At 74.3% G+C, this 12,208-nt stretch carries 12 protein-coding genes; 6 read left to right on the top strand and 6 right to left on the bottom strand.

The window, feature by feature from the left end; all coding sequences use genetic code 11:
• Positions 1-17: 17 nt before the first annotated feature.
• Positions 18-602, bottom strand: a complete 585-nt coding sequence (locus tag ACQP26_RS08050; protein ID WP_013284776.1) for an HhH-GPD-type base excision DNA repair protein — start codon at positions 600-602, stop codon at positions 18-20.
• 118 nt (positions 603-720) lie between these two features.
• On the bottom strand, positions 721-1,941 hold the full coding sequence (locus ACQP26_RS08045) for a S8 family peptidase (protein ID WP_281578662.1): 1,221 nt from the start codon (positions 1,939-1,941) through the stop codon (positions 721-723).
• 180 nt (positions 1,942-2,121) lie between these two features.
• Between ACQP26_RS08045 and ACQP26_RS08040 the strand changes: the two genes are divergently transcribed.
• Both ACQP26_RS08040 and dtd read left to right on the top strand, forming a co-directional pair.
• Positions 2,122-3,606: a DUF7059 domain-containing protein gene (locus ACQP26_RS08040; protein ID WP_433495331.1), complete on the top strand. Its 1,485-nt coding sequence runs from the start codon at positions 2,122-2,124 to the stop codon at positions 3,604-3,606.
• Positions 3,606-4,028: a D-aminoacyl-tRNA deacylase gene (gene dtd / locus ACQP26_RS08035; RefSeq protein WP_069089362.1), complete on the top strand. Its 423-nt coding sequence runs from the start codon at positions 3,606-3,608 to the stop codon at positions 4,026-4,028. Before ACQP26_RS08040 ends, dtd begins: the two co-directional genes overlap by 1 nt.
• 6 nt (positions 4,029-4,034) lie before the next feature.
• Here dtd and ACQP26_RS08030 read toward each other — a convergent pair whose 3' ends face one another.
• Positions 4,035-4,823 (bottom strand): sporulation protein, encoded by a 789-nt coding sequence (locus ACQP26_RS08030; RefSeq protein WP_433496105.1) that lies wholly within the window; start codon positions 4,821-4,823, stop codon positions 4,035-4,037.
• 220 nt (positions 4,824-5,043) lie between these two features.
• Between ACQP26_RS08030 and sigB the strand changes: the two genes are divergently transcribed.
• The 4 genes from sigB (at position 5,044) to ACQP26_RS08010 (ending at position 7,367) form a co-directional block, all read left to right on the top strand.
• Complete coding sequence (gene sigB / locus ACQP26_RS08025) at positions 5,044-6,030, top strand: RNA polymerase sigma factor SigB (RefSeq protein WP_043325701.1); 987 nt, start codon at positions 5,044-5,046, stop codon at positions 6,028-6,030.
• 103 nt (positions 6,031-6,133) lie between these two features.
• Positions 6,134-6,475, top strand: coding sequence for an ArsR/SmtB family transcription factor (locus ACQP26_RS08020; RefSeq protein ID WP_269701225.1), 342 nt, complete (start codon positions 6,134-6,136; stop codon positions 6,473-6,475).
• A complete protein-coding gene (locus ACQP26_RS08015) occupies positions 6,472-6,963 on the top strand; it encodes an SRPBCC family protein (RefSeq protein ID WP_433495330.1) in 492 nt (163 codons plus the stop codon). Before ACQP26_RS08020 ends, ACQP26_RS08015 begins: the two co-directional genes overlap by 4 nt.
• On the top strand, positions 6,960-7,367 hold the full coding sequence (locus ACQP26_RS08010; protein WP_269701228.1) for a VOC family protein: 408 nt from the start codon (positions 6,960-6,962) through the stop codon (positions 7,365-7,367). Before ACQP26_RS08015 ends, ACQP26_RS08010 begins: the two co-directional genes overlap by 4 nt.
• 103 nt (positions 7,368-7,470) lie before the next feature.
• On the opposite strand, the gene ACQP26_RS08005 is transcribed toward ACQP26_RS08010, so the two are convergent.
• The 3 genes from ACQP26_RS08005 to ACQP26_RS07995 are packed head-to-tail and all read right to left on the bottom strand — an operon-like array spanning position 7,471 to position 12,139.
• The gene (locus ACQP26_RS08005) at positions 7,471-10,026 is read right to left on the bottom strand and encodes a bifunctional GNAT family N-acetyltransferase/acetate--CoA ligase family protein (RefSeq protein WP_269701229.1); all 2,556 of its coding nucleotides are present in this window, start codon (positions 10,024-10,026) and stop codon (positions 7,471-7,473) included.
• Between the two features lie 26 nt (positions 10,027-10,052).
• Positions 10,053-11,234: an acetoin utilization protein AcuC gene (locus tag ACQP26_RS08000; protein WP_281578667.1), complete on the bottom strand. Its 1,182-nt coding sequence runs from the start codon at positions 11,232-11,234 to the stop codon at positions 10,053-10,055.
• Positions 11,235-11,281: 47 nt separating this feature from the next.
• A complete protein-coding gene (locus ACQP26_RS07995) occupies positions 11,282-12,139 on the bottom strand; it encodes a sulfurtransferase (protein WP_433495329.1) in 858 nt (285 codons plus the stop codon).
• Positions 12,140-12,208 lie beyond the last annotated feature (69 nt).

Raw genomic sequence — 12,208 nt, 5'->3', positions numbered from 1 at the left:
CGGCGGCGCTCGGCGGATCAGCCCTTCGCGGCCTTCGCCTCCGCCTTCATCCGCTGCTTGAACTCGCGGACACGGCGCAGCGACTCCGGATCGGTCACGTCCGCCACCGACCGGTGGGCGTCCGCGTCGCCGTAGTCACCCGCCGCCTCGCGCCAGCCGTCCGGGGTGATCCCGAACCGCTTGCCGAGCAGCGCGACGAAGATCTGCGCCTTCTGCCGGCCGAACCCGGGCAGCTCACCCACCCGGCGCAGCAGTTCCCGGCCGTCGGTCACGTCGGACCAGAGCCGGGCCGGATCGCCGTCGTAGCGCTCGACGAGCGCCCGGCACACCTCCTGCACGCGGGCCGCCATCGCCTTGGGGAACCGGTGCAGCGCGGGCGGCCGGGCGAAGATCTCCACCAGCGCGTCCGGGTCGTACCCGGCCAGTTCCGCGGCGTCCGGCTCGTGGCCGAGGCGCTGTGCCAGCACGTACGGGGAGGAGAACGCCTTCTCCATCGGCACCTGCTGGTCCAGCACCATCCCGAGGAGCAGGGCCAGCGGGCTGCGCGCCAGCAGTTCGTTCGCCTGCGGGTCGATGGGCAGTGACAGCGTCATGGGGACCATAGTGCCGCCCCGCCCGCCCGGTACGGGCGCCGACTCCCCGACGACGTGACGCGGCCCGGCGGACCCCTGGGAGGTCCACCGGGCCGCGGCCCACGGAGTGGTCAGGTCACCCGTGTCGTCAGTTGACGACGAAGAGCAGCCGGTTCGGCGAGCCCGAGCCCGGGCTGGTCACCTTGCCGGTGGTGGCGTTGCTGGTCAGGTAGCTGGCCACCTGGGCCGGGGTGTAGGAGGTGTTCGCGGACAGCACGAGCGCCGCCGCGCCGGCCACGTGCGGGGACGCCATCGACGTGCCGCTGATCGTGTTGGTCGAGGTGTCGCTGGTGCGCCACGCCGAGGTGATCGACGAGCCCGGAGCGAAGATGTCCACGCAGGAGCCGTAGTTGGAGTAGGAGGCACGGGCGTCGGTGCTGGTGGTGGCGCCCACCGTGATCGCCGCGCCGACCCGGGCCGGCGAGGAGTTGCACGCGTTGGCGCTGGAGTTGCCCGCCGCGAGCGCGTACGTGATGCCGGAGTTGATCGAGTTGGCCACCGCGTTGTCCAGCGTGCTGCTGGCGCCGCCGCCGAGACTCATGTTCGCCACGGCCGGCTTCACCGCGTTCGAGGTGACCCAGTTGACGCCGCTGATCACGCCGGCGGTGGTGCCGCTGCCGGAGCAGTTGAGCACCTTGACGGCCACCAGGCGCACGCCCTTGGCCACGCCGTACTTGGTGCCGCCGACGGTGCCGGCGACGTGCGTGCCGTGGCCGTTGCAGTCGGTGTTGTTGCTGTCGACCGTGTTGGTGCCCCAGGTGGCCCGGCCGCCGAAGTCGCTGTGCGTGGTGCGGATGCCCGTGTCGATGATGTAGGCGCGCACGTTGCTGGCGGTGTTCGGGTAGGTGAAGGTGCTGTTCAGCGGCAGGTTGCGCTGGTCGATCCGGTCCAGACCCCAGGTGGCGCCGGTCTGGGTGCCCTGGGTGGTCATGACGCGGTCCTGCTCGACGTACGCGACGGCCGGGTCCGCGGCGAGCCGGCGCGCCTGGGCGGGCGTCATCTTCGCGCTGTAGCCGGTGAGAGCGGCGCTCCACACCGTGCCGACGTTGCCGCCGTAGCGCTTGGCCAGGCCGGCGGCCCGGTCCGGCACGGCGGTACGGGCGGCGAGGGTGTTCGCGGTGCCGACCGCGTCGCCCTTGAGCACGACCACGTAGCTGCCGCTGACGGCGTCGGCGGCACCGGCGTACCGAATCTCCCCGGTGGGTGCGGCGAGAGCGGGCGTGGAGGCGGCGGCGGCGAAGGCCGCGGCGGCGGCCGTGACGGCGAGCGCACGCAGCGCGCGCCGCCGGGGAAGGGACACGTCGGGCATCGTCTGGCTCCCTACCGGGGCGGCCCGGTTTGTGTCCGGATCACCCCATCGACGGATGTTGGCAGGAATGCTAACCAGGGATCGACGCACATGAAAGAGATAGTTGCCGATAGATGCGGTCGACGTTATGGATCGGCGGGTGCGCGTCACGCCGGAGGGCGCCCGGGGCAGGATGGGCACGTGGACCGTCACGACATGCTGCTCTCCCCCGCCGGGGTCGACGCGCTGCGCACCGCGCTGACGCTCGCCCGCTTCACCGCCAACGGCATCGCCGAGCGCCTGGGCCCGCAGGCCACCGGCGCCGTGGCCCGCAACGACCACCGGGCCGCGCTGCGCGCCACCGAGGACCGGGACCGGCTGGCCACGCTGATCCGGGTGTTCATCTGCGACCAGACCGAGCCGGAGGCGGCGGTGGCCGCCGCGCTGGCCCCGCTGTCGCTGGACGAGGCGCTGGCCGGGGGCATCGTGGAGCGGTACGGCGACGGCCTGCGCGCCGGGGTCGACCTGGAGCCGTACGGCGACGAGTGGTGGGTGCTCGCCGACGTGCCGGCCGCCGCGCGGCCCGGCCGCCCGCTGCACGCCGAGCACGTGCTCGGCATCGGCGGCGCCACCCAGACACTGATCTCGGCCGCCGTGCGGCCGACCGTGGACACCGCGCTCGACCTGGGCACCGGCTCCGGCGTCCAGGCACTGCACCTGGGTACGCACGCCCGCCGGGTCACCGCCACCGACGTCTCCGAGCGGGCGCTGCGGTTCGCCGCCACCACCGCCGCGCTCAACGGGCAGGACTGGGAGCTGCTGCGCGGGGACATGGTCGCCCCGGTGGCCGGGCGCCGCTTCGACCTGGTGGTCAGCAACCCCCCGTTCGTGGTCGGCCCGGGCACCACCACGCACGTCTACCGGGACTCCGGGCGGGTCGGCGACGCGATCGGCGCGGAGCTGGCCGCCGCCGCGCCGGACCTGCTCACCGAGGGCGGCACCATGCAGTACCTGGCGAACTGGGTGCACGTCACCGGCGAGGACTGGGCCGAGCGGGTCACCGGCTGGTTCGCCGGCACCGGCCTGGACGCCTGGGTGATCCAGCGCGAGGTGGCCGACCCGATGGCGTACGTGAACCTCTGGCTCACCGACGTGGGCGAGAGCGCCGACCCGCAGCGGATGGCGGCCTGGCTGGACTGGTTCGACGCGCACAAGGTGGAGGCGATCGGCTTCGGCATCGTCTCGCTGCGCCGCTCCGGCCACGACCAGCCGGTCGTGCGGGTGGAGGACCTGCGCCAGCGGGTCGAGCCGCCGCTGGGCGACCGGATCGGCGAGTGGTTCGACCGGCAGGACTGGCTGCGCGCCCGGGGCACCGAGGGCCTGCTGGCCGCCCGCTACCGTGCCGCCGAAGGGCTCCAGCTCCGGCAGGAGGCCACCATGGGCGAGGACGGCTGGGCCGTCGACCGACAGGTCCTGGCCATGCCTCGCGGCCTGCGCTGGTCGGAGGAGATCGACCCGCTGGTGCTCGCCCTGGTCGGCGGCGCCGACGGCCGGCTGCCGCTGCGCGACCAGCTCGCCCTGCTCGCCGCCGCGCACGACGTGGCGCCGGACGAGCTGGCCGAGGCGGCCGGGCCGATCGTGGCGCACCTGGTCGAGCGCGGCATCGTCGAGCCGGTGACCGACTGATGCGGGCGGTGGTGCAGACCGTCGGCCGGGCCCGTGTGACGGTCGACGACGAGGTGACCGGAGAGATCACCGACGGACTGCTGGTGCTGCTCGGCGTCACCCACACCGACACCCCGCAGGTGGCCGCCACGATGGCCCGCAAGCTGCACGAGCTGCGCATCCTCGACGACGAGCGCAGCGCCGCCGACGTCGGGGCGCCGCTGCTGGTGGTCAGCCAGTTCACGCTCTACGGCGACGCGCGCAAGGGCCGGCGGCCGAGCTGGACCGCCGCCGCGCCCGCCGAGGTGGCCGAACCCCTGGTGGACGCCGTGGTCGAGCAGTTGCGCGCCCGGGGCGCGAAGGTGGAGACCGGCCGGTTCCGCGCCCACATGCTCGTGGAGAGCGTCAACGTCGGTCCCCGTACCCTCGTGCTCGACCTCTGAGGAGGATCAGAAGAACAGCCCGCGGCGGGACAGCGACTGGCGCAGCCAGCCGTCGAGCTGGGCGGCCCAGTCGGTGCGGTCCGCCGTGGCGTGGTCCACCGTGAACCGGCCGAAGGCGTCGCGGCCCTCGGTGAACAGGCCGCCCCGCTTGTCCAGCTCCAGCACCACGTGCACCTGCTGCGGGTCGGTGACGAAGGTGACCTCCAGCTGGTTCATCGCGCCCGCGTACTGCGGCGCCGGGTAGAACTCGATCTCCTGGTAGAAGGGCAGCTGCTGGTGCAGGCCGTAGATGTGTCCACGCTCGACGTCGGCGCGCGCGAAGCGGAAGCCCAGCCGTAGCAGGGCCTCCAGCAGCCGCTCGTGGGCGGGCAGCGGGTGCACCGACACGGCGTCCATGTCGCCCTTGTCCACCGCCCGGGCCACCTCCAGCTCGGTACGCAGACCCATCGTCATGCCGTGCAGGTGCTGGCCGTACAGGTCGGTGAGCGGGGTCTCCCAGGGCACCTGGTAGCGGAACGGCACGTCGTGGCGCTGCCCCGGCTCCAGCCGGAACGGGCCGGTCATCTGGGCCCGGCCGAACTCCTGGTTGACGTCGTACTCGGTGTCGGAGCTCTCCACCTCGACCCGCGTGACCAGGCCGAGTGCGACGTAGCTCACGTCCACCGGGTGGTCGCCGCCGACCACCTGGATCCGGCCCTCCAGGACGCCGCCCGGGCGACAGTTCGGGTTGGCCAGCACCGTCTCCACCGACGGTCCGCCCACACCCATCGCCTGCATGAGCCGCTTGAAGACCACCACGTTCTCCGATCGTCAGTTTCGGGTCCGGCCCCGACGGCCGGTCGCTGGCACGGTAACCGCGCCGGGCAAGCGAAGGCCGGATTCCACACCGGATTCCTGTCGGTTCCCCGATCGCCTCACTCCCGTCTCACGCCCCGACCGCCAAGCTGTTTGTCATCGGCCAGCACCGCCTGGGCGGCACGGACCGGTAGGCACGTCGGACACGGGGAGAACAGAGATGACCCAGCAGATGATCGAGCACCAGGACATGGACGTCACCCTCACGGACCTCGACGCCACCGACGAGCGCGGCGTCTCCACCGACCTGGTCCGGGCGTACCTGAACGGCATCGGCCGCACCAAGCTGCTCACCGCGGCGCAGGAGGTCGAGCTGAGCAAGCGGATCGAGGCCGGCCTCTTCGCCGAGGAGAAGCTGGCCACCTGCACCCCCGTCTCCGCCGAGCTGCGCGCGGACCTGGCGCTGATCGCGGCCGAGGGCCGCGCCGCCAAGGACCACCTGCTGGAGGCCAACCTGCGGCTGGTGGTGAGCATCGCCAAGCGCTACACCGGCCGCGGCATGGCCTTCCTCGACCTCATCCAGGAAGGCAACCTCGGCCTCATCCGCGCCGTCGAGAAGTTCGACTACACCAAGGGCTACAAGTTCTCCACCTACGCCACCTGGTGGATCCGCCAGGCCATCACCCGCGCCATGGCCGACCAGGCCCGCACCATCCGCATCCCGGTGCACATGGTCGAGCAGGTGAACCGGATGGTGCGGGTACGCCGCGAGCTGTCGGTGTCGCTGGGCCGCGAGCCCACCGTGAGCGAGGTGGCGGTGGCGCTGGAGATCCCCGAGTTCCAGGTGATCGAACTGATCTCCTACGACCGGGAGCCGGTCAGCCTGGACCAGGCCGTCGGCGAGGACGGCGAGAGCGCGCTCGGCGACTTCGTCGCCGCCGTCGACCCGCGTACCGAACCGGGTGACGCCGCCACCAACGGCGAGCTGCGCAACGAGGTCCGGATCGTGCTGGCCACGCTGTCCCAGCGGGAGCAGGCGGTGATCCGGCTGCGCTTCGGCCTGGACGACGGCCGGCAGCGCACGCTGGACGAGGTCGGCCGCGAGTTCGGACTGTCCCGGGAGCGGATCCGGCAGATCGAGAAGGTCACGCTGCTGAAGCTGCGCGACCCGGAGCGGGCGAACCGCCTGGAGGCGTACGCCTGCTGATCCACCCCTGCCCCGACAGGCCCCGGCGGTTCGCCGGGGCCTGTCGTGCTTGACCCGGGCGCTCGCACCGTATAGAACCGAATGGTTACACAACCAGGAGGTTATGAAAGTGCCCCCGGATCTGCTCGACGCCACCTTCGCCGCGCTCGCCGACCCCACCCGGCGGGCCATCCTCGCCCGGCTGGCCGCCGGGGAGGCGACTGTCACCGAGCTGGCCGAGCCGTTTGCGATGAGCCAGCCGGCCGTCTCCAAGCACCTCAAGGTGCTCGAACGCGCCGGCCTGGTCACCCGGGGCCGGGACGCCCAGCGCCGCCCCTGCCGGCTCGACGCGCGGCCGCTGCGGGAGGCCGTCGCGTGGCTGGCGGACTACCGGGACTACTGGGCCGAGAGCTACGCGCGGCTGGACGAGGTGCTCGCCGAGCTGACCGCCGAGGAGCAGCGGTGACCGGCCTGACCGTCAGCCTGCCCGGCGACCGGGAGATCCGGCTCAGCCGCGACTTCGCCGCTCCGCGCCACCTCGTGTTCGCCGCCTTCACCCGCCCCGAGCTGCTGGTCCGCTGGTGGGGCGCCCGGGGCTGGCACCTCGTCGAGTGCGAGGTGGACCTGCGGGTGGGCGGACGCTGGCGGTTCGTCTCCCGAGGGCCGGACGGCGACCTGATGGGTCAGGGCGGCACGTACCGCGAGGTCGACCCGCCCTCGCGACTGGTCTGCACCGAACTCTTCGACGACCAGTCCTATCCGGGCGAGACGCTCGTCCGCCACGACTTCACCGGCCCGGCGGACCGGACGACAGTCGTCACCCACCTGCGGTACGCCACCGCGCAGGGCCGCGACACCGTCCTGCGCTATCCGATGACCCGCGGCCTGGGCGAGGCGTTCGACCGGCTCGCGGCAGTGCTGCACACCGATTCGACGACAGGAGCGACAACATGAACTGGACGCTGGAAGTGGTGGTCGTACCGGTCTCCGACGTGGAGCGGGCCAAGGAGTTCTACACGCAGCGGCTCGGCTTCGTCCTCGACCACGACACCGATCTGGGTGGCGCGGGGCGGATCGTCCAACTCACACCCCCGGGCTCCGGCTGCTCGATCGTCCTCGGCCGGGGCGTCGTACCGGAGATGCCGCCGGGCTCGCTCAAGGGCGTGCAACTGGTCGTACCGGACCTGGAACGGGCGCACGCCGAACTGGTCGAGCGGGGCGTCGAGGTGAGCGAGATCCAGGTGCTGGGCCAGAACCCGCGTCCGGTGCCGCATCCGCTGGACAACGTCGGCTTCGTCTTCTTCCGCGACCCGGACGGCAACGAGTGGTCGGTGCAGCAGATCTCCGCTCGCGGTTGAGCGGTGCGGCGGGCGGCCGTCGCGCGGGCGGGCGGCCGTCGCGGGCGGGTGCTGTTAAGAGGGGGCCCTTTCTCTACCGCAGGCGTTAAGAAGGGGCCCTTCCTTACAACCGCCGGGGGCCGGTGTCGGGGCGGGCGGCCTCGGCGCCGGTGCGCACGGTGGCGTGCAGCACCGAGATGCCGTCCGGCCGGGCCAGCACCGGATTCAGCGTCAGCGACCGCACCCGGGGCTGCTCGTCGGCCAGCCGGCCGACCCGCACCAGCAGGTCGACCAGGGCCGCCCGGTCCACCGGCGCGGCGCCCCGGTGCCCGCGCAGCAGCGGCGCCGCCCGGGGCTCGTCGACCAGTTCGGCGGCGTCCCGGTCGGTCAGCGGAACCGCACGCCAGGCCCGGTCGCCCAGCAGCTCGGTCGCCACGCCGCCCAACCCGAACCCGACCACCGGCCCGAACGCCGGATCCTCCACCAGCTCCACCACGCACGCCACGCCGGGCGCGACCATCGGCTGCACCAGGACCTCCGCGCCGAACATCGGGGCCATCTCGGCGTACGCGCGGCGCAGCGCGGCGGCGTCGGCCAGGTCGAGGCGTACCGCGCCGAGGTCGAGACGGTGCCGCAGCCCGGGGGCTGCGGCCTTGAGCGCCACCGGCCAGCCGAGCCGCTCCCCCACCGCCGCCGCTTCCTCGGCCGAGCGGGCCGGCACCGAGTCCACCACGTCGATCCCGTACGCGCGCAGCAACGCCGCCGCGTCTGCCCCGTCCGGACGCAGCGCGGCGTGCCCGGCCGCCCGGTCCACATCGGCCAGTTCCGGCAGCACACCGGCGGGCCGGCGCAGCCAGTCCGCGTACGCGGTGACCCGGCCCAGCGCGCGTACCGCCTCCTCCACGCTCGGGTACGCGGGCACCCCGGCCGGCACCAGCCCGGCCAGGAACGTCGCGACCACCGGCTTACCGGTGACCCGCGCGTCGGGCAGCGCCGCCGCGAAGTCGGCCACCGGGTCGGCGAGCTGGCCCGGCAGCGGCGGCGCGAACACCGCCACCACGGCGTCCACCCGCTCGTCGGCCACCGCCTCACCGAGCGCGGCGGCGTACGCGGCGGCCCCGGCGCTCGGCCCGACGTCGCGCGGGTAGCCGTCGGCGACGGCGAGTCCCTGAGCGGCGCAGGCGGTGGCGGCCAGCCCGGTCAGCGCCGACGAGTTGCCGACCACCGCGACCCGCCGCCCGGCCGGCAGCGGCTGGTGGGCCAGCAGCACGCCCACGTCGAGCAGCTCGGAGACGGTGTCCACCCGGATCACCCCGGACTGGGCGAACAGCGCGCTCACCGCCGCCGCGTCCAGCGCGGGCGCCTCCCCCACCCCCGGCGGCCGGGCCAGCGAGGCGAGCGCCACCACCGGCTTGCTGCGGCCGATGCGCCGGGCCAGCCGGGCGAACTTGCGCGGGTTGCCGAACGTCTCCAGGTAGAGCGTGATGACGTCGGTGGCCGGGTCGTCCTGCCAGTACTGGAGCAGGTCGTTGCCGGACACGTCGGCCCGGTTGCCGGCCGAGACGAAGCTGGACAGGCCGAGCCCGCGCCGGGACGCCTCGGCCAGCAGCGCCACCCCGAACGCGCCGGACTGGCTGAACACGCCGACCCGGCCCGCCGCGGGCAGCACCGGGGCGAGCGTGGCGTTGAGACGTACCGCCGGGTCGGTGTTGGCGACGCCGAGGCAGTTCGGGCCAACCACGCGCATGCCGGCCAGGTGCGCGGCGCGGACCAGCGCGCGTTGCGCCGCCGCGCCGGCCGGGCCGGACTCGGCGAACCCGGCCGAGATCACCACCAGCCCGTGCGCGCCCGCGCGTGCCGCGTCGCGGACCACGTCGGTCACCGCGTCCGGCGGGACCGCCACCACGGCCAGGTCGATGTCCTGGCCCGCGTCGGCGGCCGACGGGTACGCGGGCAGCCCCGCCACCGTCGCCGCGCTCGGGTGCACCGGCACGATCGCCCCGGCGAAGCCGCCGTCGCGCAGGTGCCCGAGCAGCGCCGCGCCGACGCCCTGGCCGGTGGTGCTGGCGCCGTAGACGGCGATGCCGCGTGGCGCGAGCAGCCGGGCGATCGAGCGGGCCTCGGTGCGGTGCTCCCGGCCGCGCTGCACCTCGAGGGTCGCCTCGGTGGGCGCGATCGGGAAGCTCAGGTGCACCACGCCGTCGGCGTACTGGCGCTGGACCTGGTAGCCGAAGTCGGCGAAGACCCGCAGCATCGTCCCGTTGGCCGGGAGCACCTCGGCGACGAAGTGCACGATGCCGTGGCGCCCGGCCGCGTCGGCCAGATGTTCCAGCAGCACCGAGCCGATGCCCCGGCCCTGGTAGGCGTCCTCGACCACGAACGCCACCTCGGCCTCCGGCGAGGCGGGGCCGAGCCGCTCGTACCGGCCGACGGCGACGATCCGCTCGCCGGCGAGCACCACGAACGCCTCCCGGTCGCGGTGGTCGACGTTGACGAAACGCTTCAGGTCGCGTTCCGGGATGCGCGGGTACGGCGAGAAGTAGCGCAGGTAGCGGGTGCGCTCGGAGAAGCGGCCGTGCATGGCCACGATCTCGGGTGCGTCCTCCGGTCGGATCGGTCGCAGCTGGACGGTCGTGCCGTCGCTGAGCAGCACGTCCACCGGTTGTTCGACGGTGGTCACCGGTCGGTCCTCCCCCTGCCGCCGGCTCAGTCGCGCGGGTCGTGCGGGTCGAGCCCGAGCAGCGGGAAGACGGCCTTGCGGGTGGCCGCGACGGCCCGGTCCACCGCGTTCGGCTCGCCGCTGGGCTGCCACGGCAGGTACGACGGGTCCACGTCGTCGGTCATCCGCAACGGCACCTCGTGCCCGGGACGCCGCCGCGCGGCCAGGTCCCGCCAGCCGGGCGGGGTCGGCGTGGCCGGGTCGACCGGCTCGCCGGTGGCCACCGCGAGCAGGTGCGTCCAGGCCCGGGGCACCACCTCGACCAGCGCGTACCCGCCGCCGCCGGTGGCGACCCAGCGGCCGTCGCACAGCTCGTCGGCGAGCGCCCGCAGCGTGCGGTACGTGGCCGCCTGCCCGTCCACGGAGAGGTGCAGGTCCGCGAGGGGGTCCTTGCGGTGCCCGTCGGCGCCGCACTGGGTGACGAGCACCTGCGGCCGGTACGCGCGCAGCACCGACGGCACGACCGCGTGGAACGCCCGCTGCCAGCCGGCGTCGCCGACCCCGGGCGGCAGCGGCACGTTGACGGCGGTGCCCTCGGCGCCCGGTCCGCCGGTCTCGTCCGGGAACCCGGTTCCGGGGAACAACGCGAGCGGCGTCTCGTGCAGGCTGATCGTGAGCACCCGCGGATCGCGGTAGAAGATCTCCTGCACGCCGTCGCCGTGGTGCACGTCGACGTCCACGTACGCGATTCGCTGCGCGCCGAGGTCGAGCAGCCGGGCGATGGCCACCGCCGGGTCGTTGTAGACGCAGAACCCGGCGGCCCGGGCGGGCATCGCGTGGTGCAGGCCGCCTGCGACGCTCACCGCGCGCCGGGCCTCGCCGCGCCACACCGCCTCGGCCGCGGCAGTGGTGGCGCCGGCGATCAGCGCGCTCGCCTCGTGCATCCCGTCGAAGACCGGATTGTCCGAAGTGCCGAGACCGAAGCCGGCGAACAGCGGGTCACGCGGCGCGGACCGGACCGCGTCCAGGTAGGCCGGATCGTGGACGCGGGTGAGCAGCGCGTCGTCGGCCGGCTCGGGCTTGACCAGCCGCACGCCGGGCCGGTCCAGCACACCCAGCTCGCGGGCGAGCGCCATGGTCAACTCGACCCGGACCGGGTCGAGGGGATGGTCGCCCATGTCGTAGGCGAGGAGCGCCTCGTCCCACACCACAACCGTGTCGTCGGCCATGCGGCCATGGTCGCACGTGGGCCCGGGTGCGCCCACCTGACGTGCGCTCACCGGCCGGACGTGCCACCGGTCGCGACCGGACGGTCCGGGTCGGCCACCCACTCGCTCCACGAGCCGACGTACAACGCGGCGTCCGGGCGACCGGCCAGGTGCAACGCGAGCACCGCCTGCGCGGCGGTCACCCCGGAGCCGCAGTACGCGCCGACCGGCGTGTCCGCGTCCACCCCGGCGGCGGCGAACCGTTCCCGCAGTTCCCCGGCGCCGGGGAAGCGGCCCTGCGTGACGTACTCCGGGGCGGGCACGTTGACGGCGCCCGGCACGTGCCCGGCGACCGGGTCGACCGGCTCGTGCTCGCCCCGGTAGCGCGGCGCGGCCCGTACGTCCAGCAGCACGCCGGGCTCGGCGGCGGCGAGCCGGGCGGCCTGCGCGGCGTCGAGCACCGGCAACGCGCCGGGTGCCACAGTCACGTCGCCGGGCGCCGGAGCGGGCGCGCTCGTGTCGACCGGCAGCCCGGCGGCCGTCCAGGCGGGGAAGCCGCCGTGCAGCACCCGCACCTGCCGGTGCCCGGCCCAGCGCAGCGTCCACCAGGCGCGGGCGGCGGACATGCCGTCGCCGCCGTCGTACACCACCACCGGATGACCCGCGCGGACGCCCGCGGCCCGCAGCGCCGCCTGCAACGCCGCCGGGTCCGGAAGCGGGTGCCGCCCGGCGGCGCCGGGCGGCCCGCACAGCTCGGTGTCCAGGTCGACGAAGACGGCGCCGGGCAGGTGGCCGGCGGTGTAGTCGTCGCGCCCGGGCGGGCCGGCCAGCCGCCAGCGGACGTCGAGCAGGGTCGGCGGGTCGGCGTGATCGAGTTCGGCGGCGAGCCGGTCGGGCTCGACCAGCAGGTCTGCGGTGGCGGACATACGGTCCAGTCAACACCATCCGGCGCATCACCTCCGGCTTCGCCTGCGTCGATGGTCGGTGGTAACGGG

Origin of the sequence: Micromonospora sp. CA-248089, assembly GCF_050948515.1 — a bacterium.
In the GTDB taxonomy this organism is placed as follows: Bacteria; Actinomycetota; Actinomycetes; order Mycobacteriales; family Micromonosporaceae; genus Micromonospora.
Note: the sequence above shows the minus strand (reverse complement) of the source record. Positions and strands in the feature narration are given on the sequence as shown.